20 protein-coding genes and 2 rRNA genes (1 of these 22 only partly in view) are annotated in these 20,491 nt (G+C 49.9%); 9 read left to right on the top strand and 13 right to left on the bottom strand.

Annotation, left to right across the window (positions count from 1 at the left end; genetic code table 11):
* Positions 1–13: 13 nt before the first annotated feature.
* From METLU_RS0122200 to METLU_RS26265, 5 genes are read right to left on the bottom strand one after another with little or no spacing between them, the layout of a single operon-like run.
* Positions 14–259, bottom strand: a complete 246-nt coding sequence (locus METLU_RS0122200; protein WP_027160109.1) for a YfhL family 4Fe-4S dicluster ferredoxin — start codon at positions 257–259, stop codon at positions 14–16.
* Between the two features lie 8 nt (positions 260–267).
* On the bottom strand, positions 268–747 hold the full coding sequence (gene coaD / locus METLU_RS0122195) for a pantetheine-phosphate adenylyltransferase (protein WP_027160108.1): 480 nt from the start codon (positions 745–747) through the stop codon (positions 268–270).
* Between the two features lie 57 nt (positions 748–804).
* On the bottom strand, positions 805–1,359 hold the full coding sequence (gene rsmD, locus METLU_RS0122190) for a 16S rRNA (guanine(966)-N(2))-methyltransferase RsmD (RefSeq protein WP_027160107.1): 555 nt from the start codon (positions 1,357–1,359) through the stop codon (positions 805–807).
* Positions 1,349–2,662 (bottom strand): M16 family metallopeptidase, encoded by a 1,314-nt coding sequence (locus tag METLU_RS0122185; RefSeq protein ID WP_027160106.1) that lies wholly within the window; start codon positions 2,660–2,662, stop codon positions 1,349–1,351. The genes rsmD and METLU_RS0122185 overlap by 11 nt, the downstream gene beginning before the upstream one ends.
* Positions 2,652–4,022: a M16 family metallopeptidase gene (locus tag METLU_RS26265; protein WP_036243416.1), complete on the bottom strand. Its 1,371-nt coding sequence runs from the start codon at positions 4,020–4,022 to the stop codon at positions 2,652–2,654. Before METLU_RS26265 ends, METLU_RS0122185 begins: the two co-directional genes overlap by 11 nt.
* 101 nt (positions 4,023–4,123) lie before the next feature.
* On the opposite strand from METLU_RS26265, the gene cyoE reads away from it, so the two are divergent.
* Genes cyoE through METLU_RS0122165 form a run of 3 tightly spaced genes read left to right on the top strand, consistent with a single transcriptional unit; the run spans position 4,124 to position 6,847 of the window.
* Positions 4,124–5,011 carry a heme o synthase gene (cyoE, locus tag METLU_RS0122175; RefSeq protein WP_027160105.1) on the top strand — a complete coding sequence of 296 codons (888 nt, stop codon included), beginning with the start codon at positions 4,124–4,126 and terminating at the stop codon, positions 5,009–5,011.
* The gene (locus METLU_RS0122170; RefSeq protein ID WP_027160104.1) at positions 5,008–6,033 is read left to right on the top strand and encodes a glycosyl transferase family protein; all 1,026 of its coding nucleotides are present in this window, start codon (positions 5,008–5,010) and stop codon (positions 6,031–6,033) included. The genes cyoE and METLU_RS0122170 overlap by 4 nt, the downstream gene beginning before the upstream one ends.
* Before the next feature lie 13 nt (positions 6,034–6,046).
* A complete protein-coding gene (locus tag METLU_RS0122165; RefSeq protein WP_036243414.1) occupies positions 6,047–6,847 on the top strand; it encodes an alpha/beta hydrolase in 801 nt (266 codons plus the stop codon).
* Here METLU_RS0122165 and METLU_RS0122160 read toward each other — a convergent pair.
* Positions 6,839–7,450 carry a PilZ domain-containing protein gene (locus METLU_RS0122160; protein ID WP_036243412.1) on the bottom strand — a complete coding sequence of 204 codons (612 nt, stop codon included), beginning with the start codon at positions 7,448–7,450 and terminating at the stop codon, positions 6,839–6,841. The two genes, METLU_RS0122165 and METLU_RS0122160, sit on opposite strands and share 9 nt — an antisense overlap.
* 196 nt (positions 7,451–7,646) lie before the next feature.
* Here METLU_RS0122160 and METLU_RS0122155 point away from each other — a divergent pair, with 196 nt between their 5' ends.
* The 4 genes from METLU_RS0122155 to METLU_RS0122140 all read left to right on the top strand — a co-directional run bounded on the left by METLU_RS0122155 (position 7,647) and on the right by METLU_RS0122140 (position 11,300).
* Entirely contained in the window at positions 7,647–8,171 is a 525-nt protein-coding gene (locus METLU_RS0122155) for a transglycosylase SLT domain-containing protein (RefSeq protein WP_407939100.1), read from the top strand.
* 66 nt (positions 8,172–8,237) lie between these two features.
* The gene (locus METLU_RS0122150) at positions 8,238–8,717 is read left to right on the top strand and encodes an FKBP-type peptidyl-prolyl cis-trans isomerase (protein WP_027160100.1); all 480 of its coding nucleotides are present in this window, start codon (positions 8,238–8,240) and stop codon (positions 8,715–8,717) included.
* A 118-nt stretch (positions 8,718–8,835) separates the two neighbouring features.
* The gene (gene rlmKL / locus METLU_RS0122145; protein ID WP_027160099.1) at positions 8,836–11,031 is read left to right on the top strand and encodes a bifunctional 23S rRNA (guanine(2069)-N(7))-methyltransferase RlmK/23S rRNA (guanine(2445)-N(2))-methyltransferase RlmL; all 2,196 of its coding nucleotides are present in this window, start codon (positions 8,836–8,838) and stop codon (positions 11,029–11,031) included.
* On the top strand, positions 11,031–11,300 hold the full coding sequence (locus METLU_RS0122140) for an acylphosphatase (protein ID WP_081679259.1): 270 nt from the start codon (positions 11,031–11,033) through the stop codon (positions 11,298–11,300). The genes rlmKL and METLU_RS0122140 overlap by 1 nt, the downstream gene beginning before the upstream one ends.
* Here METLU_RS0122140 and METLU_RS0122135 read toward each other — a convergent pair.
* The 5 genes from METLU_RS0122135 to METLU_RS26260 all read right to left on the bottom strand — a co-directional run bounded on the left by METLU_RS0122135 (position 11,297) and on the right by METLU_RS26260 (position 16,016).
* Entirely contained in the window at positions 11,297–11,935 is a 639-nt protein-coding gene (locus METLU_RS0122135) for a protein-methionine-sulfoxide reductase heme-binding subunit MsrQ (RefSeq protein WP_036243410.1), read from the bottom strand. The two genes, METLU_RS0122140 and METLU_RS0122135, sit on opposite strands and share 4 nt — an antisense overlap.
* A complete protein-coding gene (gene msrP, locus METLU_RS0122130; protein ID WP_027160096.1) occupies positions 11,935–12,879 on the bottom strand; it encodes a protein-methionine-sulfoxide reductase catalytic subunit MsrP in 945 nt (314 codons plus the stop codon). Before msrP ends, METLU_RS0122135 begins: the two co-directional genes overlap by 1 nt.
* Before the next feature lie 2 nt (positions 12,880–12,881).
* Entirely contained in the window at positions 12,882–13,526 is a 645-nt protein-coding gene (locus METLU_RS0122125) for an HvfX family Cu-binding RiPP maturation protein (protein ID WP_027160095.1), read from the bottom strand.
* A 278-nt stretch (positions 13,527–13,804) separates the two neighbouring features.
* Positions 13,805–14,653 carry a PA4780 family RIO1-like protein kinase gene (locus tag METLU_RS0122120; protein ID WP_027160094.1) on the bottom strand — a complete coding sequence of 283 codons (849 nt, stop codon included), beginning with the start codon at positions 14,651–14,653 and terminating at the stop codon, positions 13,805–13,807.
* A gap of 58 nt (positions 14,654–14,711) precedes the next feature.
* Positions 14,712–16,016, bottom strand: a complete 1,305-nt coding sequence (locus tag METLU_RS26260) for a TIGR03862 family flavoprotein (protein WP_051300134.1) — start codon at positions 16,014–16,016, stop codon at positions 14,712–14,714.
* Positions 16,017–16,230: 214 nt separating this feature from the next.
* On the opposite strand from METLU_RS26260, the gene METLU_RS0122110 reads away from it, so the two are divergent.
* Together METLU_RS0122110 and METLU_RS0122105 are read left to right on the top strand one after the other, a co-directional pair.
* Positions 16,231–16,560: a cupin domain-containing protein gene (locus METLU_RS0122110; RefSeq protein WP_027160093.1), complete on the top strand. Its 330-nt coding sequence runs from the start codon at positions 16,231–16,233 to the stop codon at positions 16,558–16,560.
* A 64-nt stretch (positions 16,561–16,624) separates the two neighbouring features.
* Positions 16,625–17,845 carry a glycosyltransferase gene (locus tag METLU_RS0122105; protein ID WP_196806589.1) on the top strand — a complete coding sequence of 407 codons (1,221 nt, stop codon included), beginning with the start codon at positions 16,625–16,627 and terminating at the stop codon, positions 17,843–17,845.
* 159 nt (positions 17,846–18,004) lie between these two features.
* On the opposite strand, the gene rrf is transcribed toward METLU_RS0122105, so the two are convergent.
* Positions 18,005–18,120 (bottom strand): 5S ribosomal RNA (rrf, locus tag METLU_RS0122100).
* 97 nt (positions 18,121–18,217) lie between these two features.
* Positions 18,218–20,491, bottom strand: a 23S ribosomal RNA gene (locus tag METLU_RS0122095) (it continues 620 nt past the right edge of the window).

Raw genomic sequence — 20,491 nt, 5'->3', positions numbered from 1 at the left:
GTAAAGAAAGATATTACTGCGTCAGTTTCAGATATTTCTGATACAGACTGTCTTTATCCTCGACATGCGTGGGATCTTTGTCGATGCAGTCGACCGGACACACCTCTATGCATTGCGGCACATCATGATGGCCTACGCATTCGGTACACATTGCAGGATTGATGACGTAGATGTCTTCGCCCTGGGAAATAGCGCCGTTCGGGCACTCGGGTTCACAGACATCGCAATTGATACATTCATCACTTATAAAGAGGGACATACTTACTCCTAACTAAATTTCCCAATCAAATGTTGTAGCACAAGATCAGGGACAAAACTCGACACATCGCCTTTCAGCTGCGCGATCTCTCTGATCATACTCGAAGAAATAAATTCATATTGTTCGGCCGGCGTTAAAAAAACCGTTTCAAGGTCCGGGGCCAGACGCCGGTTCATACCGGCCAGCTGAAATTCATATTCGAAGTCGGAAACGGCGCGCAAACCCCTCAAAACCACATGCGCGCCCTGCTGTTTGGCGCAATCGACCAACAGATTGTCAAAACCGATCACCTCGACATTCGCGTATTCAGTCGTTACGCCTCGCACTAACGCTACGCGCTCTTCAATCGAAAACAGCGGCGATTTGCCGCGGTTGACGGCGACAGCGACGATGATTTTGTCATAAAGTTTGGACGCTCTGGCAATCAGGTCCAGATGCCCGTTGGTGATGGGATCGAATGTGCCAGGATAGATCGCGGTAATGTTCATATGACAGCTGTAAAAAACCGCTTATTTTATATCAAGATGCCGGCTTGAAAAAATAAATCAGCCGAATCGCTCAAATAAGTGATAGCCGACTTCGCCTGCGGCTTTGCTTTTCAGGCACTGCCAATTGGCCGGCATGCCGGCCAGATCGAGCTTGCGCTCCGTTTCGACATAGATTTTGGCGTGATCGGCCAACCAGCCTTTTTCCTCCAGCCACTGGCAGGTTTGAACGGCCAGATTTTGGGCGAACGGCGGGTCCATGAAGACGACATCAAACGCTTCGGCATCGCCGGCCAGATAGCGCAAGACGTCCATCTGCACGATCTTGATCTGGCCGGCGGCTAATGCGGCTGAATTTTCCTTTAAGCTTCGACAGGCCTGGGCGTTGCTTTCTACCTGTATGACCGAGGCGGCGCCTCTGGATGCCGCTTCAAACCCCAGCGCGCCGCTGCCTGCATATAAATCCAGGCAGCGTTTGCCGATGATACCGCACTGCAGCCAGTTGAACAGCGTTTCCCGCACTCTTGCCGGCGTCGGCCTTAAGCCGGGCAAGTCGACAAAACTCAACTGCCGGCTGCGCCACTCCCCGCCGATGATCCTGAGCTTATTTTTCACTTTTCGCTTGAGCTCCACCTAATGTGATGGTTTGCAGCAATTGCGGATCAATGTGGCGCTTGAAGGCACCGCTGATCGAAGCGACCGTCACCTGCTCGATTTTTTGCTGGAACGTGTCCAGATAATCCAGCGGCAGCTCATAAAAACCGATCATGGATACATAATTGGCCAGTTCCTTATTGGTATCGAAACGCATCGCGAAGCCGCCGGTGATATTTTTCTTGGCGGCCGTAAGCTCGGCTTCCGTTGGGCCTTCGTTGATGAAATCCGCTAGCGTTTTATTGAGCACTTTCAGGGCTTCCTGGGTCTGATCGTTGCGTGTTTGCAGGCTAGCCACAAACGGCCCTTTTCTGAACATCGGCACGAATGAACTGGAGGCGCTGTAAGCCAGCCCGCGTTTTTCCCTGATTTCATTAAAGAGTTTGGAAACCAGGACGGCGCCGCCCAGGATATGATTGCCGACATACAGACTGAAATAGTCTGGATCTTTACGATAGGTGCCTGGCATGCCAACCAGCACATGCGTTTGCGTTGAAGGAAAATCGATTTGCTGCTGTGTCGCTTTCTTCGGCATCGCAACTTCCGGCAACGGCTCGGGTTTCTGGCCTGTCGGCAGATCCGCGACCAGATTTTGTGCCGTCTGCTCGGCCTGCTCTTTGCTCAAGTCCCCGACGATAACGACAATGGCGTTGGCCGCCACATAATATTTCTTGTAAAACTCGCGCAGATCATCGGCGCTGAAACCGGCTACCGTTTCGATGACGCCGTCGCTGGGATGCGCATAAGGATGATCCCCATAGACAGCTTTATAGAAAGCGATATGCGCCAGTTCGGCAGGCGACTCTTCGCGTTGTTTCAGTCCGGCCAGGGTCCTGTTTTTCTCACGCTGAAAATCAGCCTCGTTAAATGTCGGTTTGGCCAGCATGACTTGCAGCGTTTCCAGCGCTTTATCGAACAATTTTTTATCGGTCAGTGTCCGCAGCGATACCCAGGCCATGTCATTGGAAATACCCGAGCCGACATCCGCACCGACGCTTTCAAAACGTTGCGCTATTTCATCGGCATTCCACTCTCCGGCCCCGGTATCCAGCAGCGCCGATGTCAAAGCCGCAATACCGAACTGGGAGCCGTCGCGCGCGCTGCCGGCATCGAAGGACACCTGAATATCAACCATCGGCAGACCTTCTGTACGAACGTAATAAACCCGGCTACCTTGAGCCATTTGCCAGTGTTCAATCTTGGCCGCCGACCAGACCGTCTGGCTAAACAATAAAAAAACGATACTTATCAAACTAGCGCGCATCATGCTCTCCTTGGGTTGTTGGGCTTGCTTTGTTTTCTTTTATTTCCTGGGGCTCCAGATAAGCGATATTCAAGTGATCCTTGATCAGATATTTACGCGCGACATCGCGCACCTGCTCCGCCGTTACCTGATTGACCTTTTTGACGTATTCGTCCACTGTCGGCCAACCCAGACCGACCGTTTCAGTCATGCCCAACTGCATGGCCTGATAAAACATCGAATCGCGCTGGTAAATGTCGCTGGCCAGCACTTGCGCCTTGATGCGCTGCAATTCTTCATCGCTGACCAACTCATTTTGCAGCTTGACCACTTCATCCTTCAGGGCCGACTGCAGATCCCAAACCGTCTTGCCATCGGCGGGGGTTGCCTCCAGTGTGAACAGGTCTGATAGCCGCGAAGTCAGATCGTACCCGGCGCCCGCCGAGACCGCGATTTGCTTGCCGCGCACCAGTCTTGACGCCAATCTGGCGCTATTGCCGCCATCCAGCACGCCGGCCAGCACTTCCAGCGCATAGGCTTCCCACTCCTTCTCTGCCGTTTTCAGGCTGGGCACTTTATAACCCATGACGATGTAAGGCAGTTTTGCCGGCAGTTTGATCGCCATCTCTCTGACGCCGATCTGTTCGACTTCGGTTTGCGGTTTTAATGGTTTGATTTCACTGGTTTTCAACGCGCCGAAATATTTTTCGGCCAGATCGAAAACAGCCTTCGGCTCGACATCGCCGACCACGACCAGCGTGGCATTATTCGGCGCATACCAGCGCTGGTACCAGGCCTGAAGGTCCTCCACGGTGTAACTGGCGATATCGGCGGGCCAGCCGATTACGGGATTCCGATAAGGGCTGTTGGTGTGCGCCATGGCCATGAAGTATTCCTGCATCTTGGCCCTCGGCTTGTCATCGGTACGCATCCTGCGTTCTTCGGTTACTACTTGCAGTTCTTTCTTCAGTTCATCAGCGAGAAGATGCAGATTGCGCATTCTGTCCGCTTCCAGCTCAAAGCTGACCTCCAGTCTGGACTTGTCCATGGTCTGGAAATAGGCCGTGTAATCCTGGCCGGTAAAGGCATTTTCATCGCCGCCGTTCTCAGCGATGATGCGGGAGAATTCACCGGCCGGATGCTTATCCGTGCCTTTGAACATCATATGTTCCAGCATGTGGGAAATGCCGGTAATACCGCCCGGCTCGTAGCTGGAACCGACCTTGTACCAAACTTGGGAAACCACGACCGGGGATCGATGATCTTCCTGGACCAGAACTTTTAATCCGTTTCCTAAAATTCGTTCCGATACTTTTGTCTCGGCACTGCTCGAAAAGGCCGGCAAACATAACAATATTGCAAATAGTAATCGATTATTCATAACTCCCTCTTTAATCTAAATGGTAGTGCTTCCGACTATTTCAATAATTAATCGTTCACGGTATTCTATACAATAATGAAAAAGTTGGAATTTATTAAATAATGACGAGCGACTCTACTTTGCTTTCCTGGCGAAACTATATTGAGCTGTGCAAACCGAAAGTGGTTACACTGATCGTGTTTACCGCGGTTGTCGGCATGTTGCTGGCGGTTCCGGGAATCCCCCCGCTGGATACGCTCATTTACAGCACCTTAGGCATTGCGCTGGCGGCCTCTTCAGCGGCGGCAGTCAATCATTTCATCGATCAGAAAGCTGATGCGGAAATGAAGCGAACCCAAAACCGCCCTTTACCGAAAGGCGAACTGAGTTCCAAGAATGTCATTATTTTTGCCTTGGTTATAGGTTCCATAGGGATGGCATTGCTGATTTTCATGGTTAATACGCTAACGGCTGTACTGACTTTTCTGTCATTAATCGGTTACGCCATAATCTATACCGTCTACCTGAAAAGAATGACGCCGCAGAACATCGTGATTGGCGGCGCGGCCGGAGCGGCGCCGCCGTTGCTTGGCTGGTGCGCCATGACCGGCGAAATACATCCTTATGCTTTATTGTTGTTTTTGATCATTTTTGTCTGGACGCCGCCGCATTTTTGGGCGTTGGCCATCGCCCGCCGCGAGGAATACGCCAAAGTTGAAATCCCGATGTTGCCGGTTACGCACGGTCCGGAATTTACCCGCCTGCATATTCTGCTTTATACCGTACTACTGCTGATCGTGACACTGCTGCCTTATTTGACCGGCATGAGCGGACTGATCTATTTGGCGGCCGCCGTGCCGTTAGGCCTGGGTTTTATCTATTTCGCCATTTTGATGATGCGCAGGAAAGATGACAGAACCGCCATGCGAACTTTTGGCTATTCGATTATTTATCTGATGGTTATGTTCGCCGCCTTGTTAATCGACCATTATGTGGTACTGACTTTATGAAACTGACCCACCACGAACAGACACCCCATCCGGAACATCCGTTCGCCGGCTATATCCGTATTCTCGGCAAAGGTAAGAAAGGCTCAAGGCCGCTGACGCAGGATGAAGCCTATCTGGCCATGAAAATGATTCTGGCTGAAGAAGTGCAGCCTATCCAGCTGGGCGCTTTTTTGATGCTGATGCGGGTCAAGGAAGAAACGCCGGAAGAATTGGCTGGCTTTGTCCAGGCCGCGCAGGAGTCGTTCGGTTTTGCCGGGCATTCTGCTAAAGTCGACCTGGACTGGTCATCGTATGCCGGCAAGCGGCGTCATCTGCCCTGGTTTCTGCTGTCAGCCTTGTTACTGGCCGAAAACGGCATCAAGGTCTTCATGCATGGCGCGGAAGGTCACACAGCCGGCAGAATCTACACGCAGGACGTGCTGAAATTTTTAAACCTCCAGCCGGCCAGTTCCATCGAGGAAGCCGCGCAGCAAATCGAGCAGCACCATTTCAGCTATCTGTCGCTGGAGCATTTTTGCCCGAAACTGCACGAAATCATAGAACTGCGACCGCTGCTGGGTTTGCGCTCTCCGGTTCATACGCTGGTTCGCTTGTTGAATCCTTTTAATGCCGACTATAGCATTCAGGGCATCTTCCATCCCGGTTACCGCCCGGTTCATCAACAAGCCGCCGCCTTGCTGAACCAGCCTCACATGGCTGTATTGAAAGGCGAAGGCGGCGAGACCGAACGCAATCCAGACATGGATTGTCTGGTGCAAAGTGTACATAACGGACAATTGTCCGACGAAAGCTGGCCGGCTTTATTTACGCACCGCCATGTCAAACCGGAGCTGCTCGATCCGCAACAGCTGGCTTTGATCTGGCAGGGTAACATTGAGGACCAGTTTGCGGAAGCCTCCATCATAGGCACGGCTGCGATTGCGCTGAAACTGTTAGGCAAAGCCGATACACAGCAGCAGGCGCACGAACTGGCCACAGCTTACTGGACAAACAGGGATAGGCAAAAATACACAGATTCCTAGGTCCGTTCGATACATGATCGCCAAGCGCATGTTGTCGCTGTTATTGCTTTATTTGCTTCTGTTGCTGATCGTTTTTCTGTTTCAGCGAAAAATGATCTATTTTCCCGAACAGTATTCGCCAGACCGGCAACAGGAACTGACCCGGCAATTTAATCTCAAACTCTGGCCAACGAATGATGATTACCTCGGGCTGATCTCACAAACACCACAAACGGCTGATAAAGGCACGATTGTCGTATTCCACGGCAACGCCGGCTCGGCAATCAATCGCATCTATTATTCACAAGCTCTGGAAAAGCTCGGTTACCGCGTCATCCTGGCCGAATACCCGGGCTACGGCGCCAGAGCGGGCAATCCTTCGGAAACTGTATTGATTTCGAATGGCATTGAAACGGCGAAACGAGCTCTGCATGATTTTGGCGGGCCGCTTTTTCTGTGGGGCGAGTCGTTGGGCGGCGGGGTCGTTTCAGGCATCGTAGCCAGCGGACAGGTACCGGTAAAAGGCATAGTCCTAGTCGCGCCATTTGACAGCCTGGCTAATGTCGCTCACCATCATTACCAGTTTTTGCTGGCAAAATGGTTAATCCGTGATCGATTCGACAATATCAAAAATCTGCGGCACTACACGGGAAACACGGCAGTTGTGCTGGCCGAAGCCGATGAAATCATTCCCGTAAAATACGGTGAGAACCTGTTCGATTCACTGCAACACCGCAAAAAACACTGGATATTTAAAAGCGCCAGCCATAACAGTCTGCCGCTGTCGTCTGACATGCCCTGGTGGCAAGAGGTTATGCTGTTTGTTTCAGATTAAAACAGGAATTCCGTCAATAGCTGTATTGACTATATATATATACTGTAAACCGATCATTGTTCCGACGTCGGTAATATGATTAACCCACATTACTTTTGTCTGCCCTTCCAACTCCAGTTGTTCAAATTCAAACACAGTTATCAGACCTTCTTCGACGGCTATTGTTTCAGCTAGATGAATCATTAAACCATCCGCTGAAACATTGACGGTAGTAAATTCCCAATATTCACCATTTAAGAAAATGCGCCCTGGCGCAGCAAGATTTGCTCTGTAAAATTTTCGCTTATACAGAAGGTTATCCACGTCATGGCCGATATGCTTAAACTCCATGGCGATGAAAGTACGCTCGTCATCCATATCGACCCTGACGACCTCCGCGCCGCCGACTAAACGCATTTCAGGAAGGCTCACATCAATCATTGTCGATGCCGACAATACATTATAAATATCCCGGATATTCTCACAGCCCTGCTTACTGTTTAATTCGGCAAGTGCACCGGTTATCGACATATTTTTAATCGTAACTGCCCGCTCTTCGCCACCCATATAAATCGAACCATTCGATGTCAAATTTCTACGATAAGGTCGTTCTAGATAGTACATCAGGGGGTGTCTCTGCTTGATTACTTGTTAATGTCAATTTGCTTGCTGTACAAGATTATGACATGTCATTATATTGCAGAGTTTCTATTATCGTTTGTTTTTTTAGCTCTATCCGTAATCTTCATTATTTTAATTCTCCTGCCCTGCCATGAAGAAACCGTTCACATTGGTTTTGTTATGCTCCTTAACAGCTTGCATGACTATGCCGCCTAAAAACAGTGACAATATCTGCGCGACTTTCAGAGAAAAAGATGACTGGTATGACGATGCCAGAAAGTCATTCCAAAAGTGGGGGGTACCTGTCCATGTCCAGATGGCGATCATGCATCAGGAATCGCATTTTGTCGCCGATGCGCAGCCTCCCCGTCCCTGGCTGCTGGGCATTATTCCCTGGTTCAGGTCCAGCAGCGCCTATGGCTATGCACAAGCCAAGGATGAAACCTGGGACAGTTATGTTGACAATGCCGGCAGTTGGTGGGCTGATCGTGATGAATTTGACGATGCGGCGGATTTTATCGGCTGGTACTGCAACATCAGTTACAAGAAACTGGGCATCCCGAAATGGGATACAAGAAATTTATACCTTGCTTACCATGAAGGACATGGTGGTTATCTACGCAAAAACTACCTGAAAAAACCGTGGTTGATGCAGGTAGCCAACAAAGTAGCCAGGCGAGCGCAAATATTTCAAAGTCAATTAAACACTTGCAACAAGAATTAAACAGCAAAAGCCGGTTTTTTGATAAACTACGTGTCTCACATTTACCGTATGAGAGGAGGGGAAACCGTGAGAAAACTTCAAACTCGAATTCTTTCAGTTATTACTATCATTCTTGTAGGAATCACTATGTTTTCAATGGCTAATGCCACAACACCCGAAGAAAATAAAGCTGCCGGCGAAGCGTTCCTCGCAGAAAATGCTAAAAAGCCCAATATCATCACGACAGCGAGCGGTCTGCAATACGAAATTCTGAAAAAAGGCGAAGGCGCGACACCTTCTGCCACTGATAATGTAACTGTGCATTACAAGGGCACAACGATTGACGGCAATGAGTTTGACAGCTCCTACAGTAGAGGCGAACCCGCCACATTCCCGCTAAACCGCGTCATCCCCGGCTGGACCGAAGGCGTTCAATTGATGCAGGAAGGCGCCAAGTATCGTTTTTATATCCCGTCAGATTTAGCCTATGGCGCTCATGGCGCAGGACGCCTGATTGGCCCGAACTCAACATTGATCTTTGACGTTGAACTGATCAATATTCAATAAAAAAGCACCTATTTGGCGCTGAGTACGTTAATCTGGCGCCATACCCACAGAAGCTATCGGCCGAAAACCATGCTGAGGCCGATAGCCAACCGATATTTCTCCCCGGCCTTGTTTGACCATGCCTGATTACCAATTATTTGCCACAACACCCAAAGCGATGGAAACCATTCTTGCCGAGGAGCTCCAGAATCTCGGCATCAAGCATGTCAAGCCAACCTTGGCGGGCGTCGCGTTTGAAGGCGACCTGGAGACAGCTTACCGTGCATGTTTGTGGTCCAGAACGGCAAACCGGATTTTATTGGTACTGAGTTCTTTTGATGTCAAAACCCAGGATGATCTTTATTACGGCGTCAAACGAATCAACTGGTTCGAGCATTTGCAGCCGGAAGGCAGCTTTGCTGTCTCGTTCAGCGCCAAGAACTCCCCTGTCATCAACAACACTCATTTTGGCGCTTTAAAAGTTAAAGACGCGATTGTTGACCAAATGCGCGCCAAATTCCAGAAACGCCCGAACATCAATACCGACCAGCCCGATATTCGTGTCAATGTGTATCTGCACGGAACCACGGCTCAGCTCAGCCTGGACCTTTCCGGCGAAAGCCTGCACCGGCGCGGTTATCGCGATATCAATATCAAGGCCCCGATCAAGGAAAACCTGGCCGCGGCCATGTTGCTGCGCAGCGGCTGGCCTGAAATTGCCAGAAAAAATGGCTCACTGATTGATCCGATGTGCGGATCAGGCACCTTGTTACTGGAAGGCGCGATGATCGCCGCCGATTATGCGCCGGGCCTGCTGCGCGATTATTTCGGTTTTACCGGTTGGAAAAAACACGATTCCGAATGCTGGCAAAAACTGCGCACCGAAGCCGAACAGCGGAAAACGGCCGGGCTCGAAAAACTGCCTGTTATTGTCGGCTTCGATCAGAATCGCCACGCCATCAATGCTGCCTTAACACATATCACCAATGCCGGCCTGCAACATAAAATCCATGTGGAACGCCGCGATATCAGCGACGCGCAACCGGCGGAAAGCTGGAAGCCGGGCCTGGTCATCTGTAATCCGCCTTATGGCGAACGGCTCGGCGACGAGCCGGAAACTGCCGAGCTATACAAGCGATTCGGCGATACGCTGAAAGCGCATTTCACCGGCTGGAAGGCCGCCATGATCATCAGCAATCCGGAACTGGGTTTTCGCTTGGGCATACGCTCGCAAAAACCGATTACCCTGTTTAATGGCGCGCTCGAATGCAAACTCCTGCGCTTTACCATTGAAGAAAGTGCTTTTTTCACACCTAAAGCCAAAACGCAGGATGAGAGGCTTAGCCAGATCACCGAAGCCAACAAGAAGCAATCCGTTGATGCCGGGGCCGATATGTTCGCCAATCGTCTCAAAAAGAACCTTAAAAAGTTTTCCAAATGGGCTCAGCAAAACAAGATTAGTTGCTATCGCGTTTACGATGCCGACCTGCCGGAGTACGCGGTCGCTGTTGATATTTATCAGGGAGAGCAAACCTGGATCAATGTCCAGGAATACGAGCCGCCCAAAAGTATCGATCAGCGCAAAGCCGACCAGCGGCTGGCCGGCGTAATGGCAGAAATACCGCGCGTACTCCAGATCAGACCGGACCAAGTCTTTCTGAAGATCCGCCGCAAGCAAAAAAGCACCGACCAGTATGAAAAACACGGCGACTCCGGCGTTTTTCATGTCATCGAAGAGGGCGGCTGCAAATTGCTGGTCAATTTTGAAGATTATCTGGATACGGGCCTGTTCCTGGATCACCGCCCTATTCGCCTGATGATCCAGAAACAAGCCCAAGGCAAACGTTTCTTGAATCTGTTTGCCTATACCGGCAGCGCGACCGTGCATGCCGCCGTCGGCGGCGCTCTGTCGACCACGACCGTCGATATGTCCCATACGTATCTGAATTGGGCCAAAAAGAACATGCAGTTGAACACTATACAGGGCGAACATGAGTTCATCCAAGCTGACTGCCTGGAATGGCTGACGACCGAAGCCAAGCAACCCTACAGTCGACAGTATGATTTGATTTTTCTCGACCCGCCGACTTTTTCCAATTCAAAACGCATGGATGACGTGTTTGACGTACAGACCGACCATGTGTCCTTGATCAAGAATGCGGTTTCACTGTTGGCGCCGGGCGGCGTTTTATACTTCTCGACCAATTTCAGGCGCTTTAAACTCGACAGCACAGCCCTGCCCGGGTTAATCATTGAGGATATTACCGCGGCCACTATCCCCGAGGATTTTGCCCGCAATCCGAAAATCCACTATTGCTGGAGAATTAAGGCATGATGCGTAAAGTGAAGATTCTGGTTTCAGGTCGAGTACAGGGCGTTTATTTTCGGGCCTTTACCCAGAACAAGGCCAAGCAGCTAGGCGTGAAAGGCAGTGCCCGAAACCTGCCGGACGGACGCGTTGAAATCATTGCGGAAGCCGAAAGTGGCACCATTGAAGACTTCATCCGATGGTGTCATAAAGGACCGGTAACGGCTCGCGTTGATCATATAGAAATAACTGAATTACAGCCTGATGAACAATTAACGTCTTTTGACGTAGGCTAAACCTGTTTATATTTGTTGGCCCAGACATACTGGTTTTGTTTATTTTTCTTCCATAAAAACAGCAGCGCGCGGCAAGCCAGCAACAAGAAAAGAATCAACGCATAAACAAGAGGCTGACTGTAATCGGCTTTAACCAGCCAAAAGTAATGAATTAGCGCGGTAATGGCTATGACATAAACCAGCCTATGCAATTTTCTCCAGTTCGCTCCCAAACGCTTTTGCATCGCTTTTGTCGAGGTGACCGCCAGCGGGATCATCAGGAAAAAAGTCAGCAGTCGCATCAGAATATAAGGGCTTTCCGGCACCTCGTCCTTAAATGCGGCCCAGGAACAAGACAAATCAAGGACGGTAAAGGCCAGAAAATGCAATGTGGCATAGAAAAAGGCAAATAGCCCCATCATGCGTCTAAACCGCATCGGCCAGCTTTGTCCGGTTATTTTTTTGTACGGTGTCAGCACCAGACCTATGCATATAAACCGTAATGTCCAGTCACCGAAGCCGTGATGCAGTGCCTGCACCGGGTTGGCGCCGAGCTGGTCCTGGAAGGCCGCTTTAAATAGCAATATAAATGGTAAAAGGCTCAGCAAAAAAACGCCGGCTTTGATAGCCATCCAGTACTTTTTATCGAGCGACATCAGAAATATTTTTTTAGATCCATGCCGCTATAAAGCGTTGCTACCTGCTCGCCATAACCGTTGAATTTTTCAGTGTCACGTTTGGCTGAAAAAATGCTGCTTCCCAGCACTCGTTCACGTTTTTGGCTCCAGCGCGGATGGGAGACTTCCGGATTGACATTGGCATAAAAACCGTATTCCCTCGGCGCGCTTTTATTCCAGGCCGTATCAGGCATGTTTTCCAGCAGGCGGATTTTAACAATTGCCTTGATGCTCTTGAAGCCGTATTTCCACGGCACAACCAAGCGCAATGGCGCGCCGTTCTGATTGGGCAGATCATCATCATACATGCCGGTAGCCATGATCGTTAACGGGTGCATGGCCTCATCGATTCTTAGTCCCTCCACATAAGGCCATTCCAGAACACTGGTTCGCTGGCCGACCATAACGTCCGGGTTATAAAGCGTCGTGAACTCGACAAATTTTGCGCTTGACGTTGGCTCAAACCGTTTCAGCATCTCGCCCAGCGGAAAGCCTATCCATGGCACGACCATAGACCAGGCTTCCACGCAACGGAAACGGTAAATGCGTTCCTGTAGTGGATTATCTTTTAAAATATCTTCCAGATCATAAACGCCCGGTCTGCCCACCTCGCCTTCCACCGTTACGCTCCAGGGTCTGGTTTTTAAGGACCGAGCCAGCCTGGATGCATCCTTTTTATTGGTAGAGAATTCATAATAATTCGTGTAGCTGGTGACGTCATCGTAATCAGTCGGTGACAAAGGTTCCGAATAAGGCCCTGTGAGCACATCGGCGTATTTGCCGCTTTCTGCATTAGCCAGTCCTGACAGCATCAGCGCCGCCGAGCCGGCGACTGCCGCTTTAATGAATTGCCGGCGCGACTCAAAAACCGCCCGGTCCGTGATTTCGCTGCTTAGAATGTTTGTTTTGCCTTTGATCAGCATACTTATACCTCTTGTGCCATATATTTACGACCCAGCCAATAATCGGCACTGACATAGCGACCGCCGCCCATAAAAAACAGTGCCAGCAGCATAATGAAATAGGTCGCGGCAAATTCAATGCCGTTATTGAGCACGACAAAATTGCCTTTCTCAGTCAGCCAGGCATAATCGCCATACTGCTGCAGTATAGACTTAGCCTGCTCCAATCGTTCCATTGCCGCTATTGTTCTATCAGTCGCAAATAAACCGCTATCTCCAGCGATTGCCAGCCAGCCGTATTGCCAATGCACCGTAACGGCTGCGACAATCATCACGACCATGAGCGGAATAGCAATCAAGCGCACGCCGAATCCGAACAGCAAGAATAAAGCGCCCAGAATCTCAACCGTTATTGTTAATAAAACCATCAGCCAGGGCAATGGCATGCCCAAACCCCATTCTGGATTGCCGAACCAGTCGACCGTACTGCTAAAACTGCCGATCTTCTTGGCACCGGCCATCCATAAAACAGGCGCGAGATAAAGCCTTAGCAATAACGGAGCAAAAAAATCCAGCACTTTAACTTTATCTAGCCATTTCGATATTCGCCGGCAAAAAACAACGCTTTTATCTAATAATGCGGCAAAATCAATATCTGCAATATTCATGATAAGCCCTTCTCCTGATTAATATCTACAAAAAACAGACGCTGCCCTAATCGTAAGATAATTCATATATGAAATCTATGCTGGACTATTTTTGCTAAGGAGGGCATCAGGATTTTCTGTCCGAATTGCTGAAGGAGCACGGCAGACAATAAGTGTTCAGACGAACTGAATCGATAGAAAAATGACTATGCTTCTCTTTGCTTAATGCCAGAAGCACCGATCTATCAGATTAAGAAATAAACTGGGGAAATTTCCGGCTGTAACTCTAGACATTGAGTCTAATTGAAATTTTCCGTTTCATTGTGGTGCCGCATCGCCTCTTTCTTGGCATGATTGATAACGCGCATGATGCTTTTGACGTCTGTCCGTTTATCGTGGCTTTTGAAGCGGCCGGTCAACTCGGTTTCAGGCAGTAAAATGCCGCTCTGATAGAGTTTCCAGATTTCCTTGCCATATTGTGTGGCAAGTAATTCAGGCGCAAAGCGACCAAAATAGTCGGCCAGATTGGCGACATCGCGCTCCAGCATTCGGCCGGCATTATTATTGGCCGCCGCATCAACCGCTTGCGGCAGATCGATGATGACAGGCCCATTGCTATCCACCAGTATATTGTATTCAGAAAGATCCCCATGAACGAGCCCGGCGCAGAGCATTTTTACGACTTCCCTGATCAGCAAGCTATGGTATTCAAGCGCTTGTTCGCGGGTTAATTCGAGGTCATTCAGTCTGGGAGCAGCGCTACCGTCTTCATCGGTCACCAATTCCATCAACAGTACTCCTTCGATAAAGTTATAAGGCTTAGGGACTCGCACGCCGGCTGCAGCAAGCCGGTACAACGCCTCGACCTCGGCATTTTGCCATAATTCTTCCTGCTGTTTACGTCCATAACGAGTGCCTTTTTCCATGGCACGTGCCTGGCGGCTGTTACGAACCTTGCGTCCCTCCTGATATTGAGCCTGTTTTTGAAAACCGCGTTTATTAATGTCTTTATAGACTTTGGCGCAACGGATTTCCCCTTCCGAAAGCACGATATAGACCGCCGCTTCTTTACCGCTTTTTAGCGGTCGAATAACTTCGTCGATAAGGCCATCGCGGACTAATGGTTCGATACTTTTTGGAATTTTCATAGTGGTCCTTACCTATGGGCTGATAGGATTTGTTTAAGATAGATTTTTTATTTATGTCTTATTGATTGAGTGATGAATCAATAGCAATTCGAGGCGCTACTGTGGGCATTTTGCCTATAGATTCCAGCCAAGCCAAAACACCAGTTCCTGCCACGTATCCACTTGCAAAACAGGTCGTGAGCAAATAGCCGCCAGTTGGTGCTTCCCAGTCCAACATTTCGCCTGCGCAAAATACGCCAGGCATTGTACGCAGCATTAATCGCTCGTCCAAAGCTTCGAAAGCAACACCTCCGGCAGTGCTGATTGCTTCATTTAACGGCCTAGTAGCCTTTAGCTTAATCGTCAATGCCTTGATGGCCGAACCGAGTCGTACAGGGTCGGCGAATTCGTGTGCCGACAATACCTCTCGCAACAAACCGGCTTTCACACCATCGATACCTAACCGCTTGCGTAGATAATTCGCCGCGGAAAGTTTACCGCGCGGCTGAGATAGTCTGTCAATCACAAACTGCCGTGTCTTACCAGGCGCCAAATCAATGTGTATCTCGGCGGCTCCTGTTGTAACAATCCGCTCACGCAAAGGCGCTGATAGCGCATAAATCAAGCCACCCTCAATACCGTAATCAGTCACGACACATTCGCCCGATTGATGAAACTGGACGCCTTCCGAATCCAGGAAAGTTAGCTGTATTGCCTTCAAAGGTTGCCCTGCGTATCGGCTACGAAAATATTCACTCCAATCTATATCAAACCCACAGTTTGATGGGCGCAAGGGTTCAACCTCAATGCCGCACTCAGTAAGCAGAGGTACCCAGGCACCTGTTGAGCCGAGCTGCGCCCAACTCCCTCCGCCCAATGCCAGCACTACAGCATCGGCTTTTATATTGCGAATACCTGTTGGCGTAGCAAAACACAATATATCGCTCCTGCCACCAGCCCAACCTGACCATTGATGGCGCATATGAAAATTCACGCCGGCTAGGCGCAGTCTGTGCAACCATGCCCGTAATAAAGGTGCCGCTTTCATATCGACTGGAAAGACTCGACCTGACGTACCGATAAAGGTGTCGATACCGAGTTCATGCAGCCATTTTCGCAGCGCTTCCGGTCCGAAGGCGGCAAGCATCGGTTCGATATAGTTTCTCCGCGAACCGTAACGCGACAAAAATTTGTCAATTGGCTCGGAGTGAGTAATATTCATGCCGCCTTTGCCGGCCATCAGAAATTTTCTTCCTACAGAAGGCATCGCATCGTAAAGATCAACTTTCACACCGGCTTGGCTTAAAACATCTGCAGCCATCAGTCCGGCAGGACCGCCGCCAATAACGGCAACTGACTCGAATAAATTGCTATTCGGTATCATTGATGTGTTTGCTCCCTTTGTGGGTAGAATTCCGCTGATTATCTACAGCTAATATCTGTGGTAATGTGACATTGTACAAGATCGTGCCTTTTTATTGGCTGAATTGCTATCAATGCCTGATATAAACTCGATATCACAAAATGCTAAATAATCATTGTCAATCGGTTTGCCTCGCTATATCGTTAGTATGGTTATCGTTATCCACCAACAAACCATGAAACCGGATTGCTCAAATATTTTCAGCGATATCCCCTCGCAACTACCCGAAGAGTTATTTGAATGCATACTCAAGCGGGATAATATTCATATTGAACGCATTGTTTCTAGAGGTCATGTTACATCTGAAGGCTATTGGTATGACCAAGACTTTGATGAATGGGTCATACTGCTTCAAGGCCAAGCAGTTATCGTTTATGAACAAGATCAAATGCGCATCGCATTAAAAGCTGGCGATTATCTGTTAATCCCAGCAAATGTCAAACATCGCGTCGAATGGACCATGCCGGAAGTTGACACGGTCTGGCTGGCAATTCACCTGCACTAAAAGAAAGCTAATCATGAATATAGGCATACAAACATGGGGATCCAATGGTGACATCCGGCCTCTATTGGCTTTATCCGAGGAATTACAAAAAGCAGGGCACCAGGTAACGCTAGTCGTCAGCAGTATCGATAACAGCAGCTATGCGGATATGTGTCAACGGCTGGCTATTCGCTATCGACAAATACCGGCCCACATCGATTTTGATATGCCCAGCTTTGCACAAAAAACGTTCAGAATGAACACGTTGCAATGGCTTAATGCTTTACTCGAAGCTGCCTTCTTCCCTTATGAGCAAGCTATCTATGAGGCTTCCAAGCGGCTGGTTGAAGAAAATGACTGCGTTATTGGTCACCACTTTTTGTACCCGTTGAAACTGGCTGCCAGTAAACAGAAAAAGCCACACTTTAGCGTGACATTTTGTCATGGTGCAATTGCCATGACTGAGCACCCCCCTTTTAGGTTCCCTGATTTAGGTGCCTTAATTAACCGCTTTCAATGGCATATTCTGGATTATATTTTTGATTTTGCATTAAAAAACAGTCTAAGCAAGCTCTGGCTTAGAGAAGGCATGCCCGCCTTTAAACATGTGTTTCCTGAGTTATTGAATTCGAATTTTCTTAATCTGGTGGCTGTCGATCCGCTATTTTGTCCTTATCAGAACCAATGGCATCCGACTCATCAAGTCTGTGGTTTTCTAAATTTGTCGGATACGGCTGAAACCTGGCTAATTCCAAAAAACCTGCAACAGTTTATTGAACAGGGAGAAAAGCCTGTTTACATGACGTTCGGCAGCCTGCAGCAAGCGGTGCCTGACTGGAGCATGAATTTGTTTATCGAGGCGGCTCAACAGACAAACTGCCGCGCAATCATTCAAACCAGTTCTGATAGATATCCGCCCGAAACACAGCATGGAGATATTTATTTTGTTGGCAAACATCCTCATCAGACGGTATTCAGGCATTGTGCGGCCGTTGTGCATCACGGCGGAGCCGGAACCACTCATACTGCCACGCTGAGCGGTTGCCCCTCAATCGTAGTGCCTTTTATGGATGAACAACTATTCTGGGCGTACCAACTGCAACATTTAGGTCTTGCGTCAGCGCCTCTGCTTGCTAAAAATGCAACCGCCACCGTGTTATCAGAAAGAATAACAGCTGTATTGCAATCAGCAAACCTGCCGTTAAATGCCCTGAAAGCCAAAGATCAGATTGAGTCCGGACAAGGTACGAAAAAGGCAGTTGACTTGATCGAAGCGGCCTTAACCCGGTTTCATGAGCATCACTGAAGCTGCCGTAGAATCTCTCTGCTGTCTTTTTTGCCTCGCCGAGCGACTCCAGCTACATCACCGGCGAGATTCTGACGCTGCTGGGCGGCGAGACGCGGGCGGCCTGAGCGGGGGCAAAAAAAAACCCGGGCCTTGGCGGGTCCGGGTTTTGGGATTGGCGCTTGGCAATGCCCTACTTTCGCATGGCAAACTGCCACACTATCATCGGCGCTAAGCGGTTTCACTTCCGAGTTCGGGATGGGATCGGGTGGTTCACGCTCGCTATGGTCACCAAGCAAACTGGTTTGGCAGGCGCTGTCGCCCTGCCGCATGGAAATCCGTAATACTCGCTTCAAAAGCGGTCAGTTGTTACCCAAACTGATTGGGTGTTATATGGTCAAGCCTCACGGGCAATTAGTACACGTTAGCTGCACGCATTACTGCGCTTCCACACCGTGCCTATCAACCTGATCGTCTCTCAGGGCCCTTCAGGGGACTCATGGTCCCAGTGAGATCTCATCTTGGGAGGGGCTTCCCGCTTAGATGCTTTCAGCGGTTATCCTGTCCGAACATAGCTACCCGGCCATGCCACTGGCGTGACAACCGGAACACCAGAGGTTCGTCCACTCCGGTCCTCTCGTACTAGGAGCAGCTTCCCTCAAATCTCAAACGCCCACGGCAGATAGGGACCGAACTGTCTCACGACGTTCTGAACCCAGCTCGCGTACCACTTTAAATGGCGAACAGCCATACCCTTGGGACCTGCTTCAGCCCCAGGATGTGATGAGCCGACATCGAGGTGCCAAACACCGCCGTCGATATGAACTCTTGGGCGGTATCAGCCTGTTATCCCCGGAGTACCTTTTATCCGTTGAGCGATGGCCCTTCCATACAGAACCACCGGATCACTATGACCTACTTTCGTACCTGCTCGACCTGTCCGTCTCGCAGTCAAGCACCCTTATGCCATTGCACTCATTGCCTGATTTCCGACCAGGCTGAGGGTACCTTCGTGCTCCTCCGTTACTCTTTAGGAGGAGACCGCCCCAGTCAAACTACCCACCAGACACTGTCCCTAACCCGGATGACGGGTCGAGGTTAGAACTTCAAACATACCAGGGTGGTATTTCAAGGTTGGCTCCACACCAACTAGCGTTGGTGCTTCACAGCCTCCCACCTATCCTACACAAGTAGGTTCAAAGTCCAGTGTCAAGCTATAGTAAAGGTTCACGGGGTCTTTCCGTCTAGCCGCGGGTATACGGCATCTTCACCGCAATTTCAATTTCACTGAGTCTCGGGTGGAGACAGTGTGGCCATCGTTACGCCATTCGTGCAGGTCGGAACTTACCCGACAAGGAATTTCGCTACCTTAGGACCGTTATAGTTACGGCCGCCGTTTACCGGGGCTTCGATCAAGAGCTTCTCCGAAGATAACCCCATCAATTAACCTTCCGGCACCGGGCAGGCGTCACACCCTATACGTCCACTTTCGTGTTTGCAGAGTGCTATGTTTTTGCTAAACAGTCGCAGCCACCAATTTATTGCAACCTTCGTCGGCTTCGCCCGCGAGGGACTACACCTACCAAAGGCATACCTTCTCCCGAAGTTACGGTATCATTTTGCCTAGTTCCTTCACCCGAGTTCTCTCAAGCGCCTTAGAATTCTCATCCCACCCACCTGTGTCGGTTTAGGGTACGGCCACTGATAACCTGAAGCTTAGAGGTTTTTCTTGGAAGCATGGCATCAATCACTTCGTCGCTCAAAAGAGCGACTCGTCGTCACACCTCAGCATATAGACTCCCGGATTTGCCTAAGAGCCCTGCCTACGTGCTTAAACTGCCACTTCCAACCGGCAGCTGACCTAGCCTTCTCCGTCACCCCATCGCAGTTACCACTGGTACAGGAATATTAACCTGTTTGCCATCGACTACGCCTTTCGGCCTCGCCTTAGGTACCGACTAACCCTGCGTCGATTAGCGTTGCGCAGGAAACCTTGGGTTTTCGGCGTGGGGGNTTTTCACCCCCATTATCGTTACTCATGTCAGCATTCGCACTTCTGATACCTCCAGCCGACTTCTCAATCGACCTTCGCAGGCGTACAGAACGCTCCTCTACCGCTCATCCAAAGGATGAACCCGTAGCTTCGGTACTATGCTTAGCCCCGGTAAATCTTCCGCGCAAGCCGACTCGACCAGTGAGCTATTACGCTTTCTTTAAAGGGTGGCTGCTTCTAAGCCAACCTCCTGGCTGTCTGTGCCTTCTCACATCGTTTCCCACTGAGCATAGATTTGGGGACCTTAGCTGACGGTCTGGGCTGTTTCCCTTTTCACGACGGACCTTATCACCCGCCGTGTGTCTCCCGTGCTGAAACTTGTTGGTATTCGGAGTTTGCATCGGGTTGGTAAGTCTAGACGACCCCCTAGCCGAAACAGTGCTCTACCCCCAACAGTTATACACGAGGCGCTACCTAAATAGCTTTCGAGGAGAACCAGCTATCTCCGAGCTTGATTAGCCTTTCACTCCGATCCACAGCTCATCCCCGTCTTTTTCAACAGACGTGGGTTCGGCCCTCCAGTAAGTATTACCTCACCTTCAGCCTGGCCATGGATAGATCGCCCGGTTTCGGGTCTAATCCCAGCGACTGAACGCCCTGTTCAGACTCGCTTT

This window comes from Methylobacter luteus IMV-B-3098, assembly GCF_000427625.1.
Taxonomy (GTDB): Bacteria; Pseudomonadota; Gammaproteobacteria; order Methylococcales; family Methylomonadaceae; genus Methylobacter; species Methylobacter luteus.
Note: the sequence above shows the minus strand (reverse complement) of the source record. Positions and strands in the feature narration are given on the sequence as shown.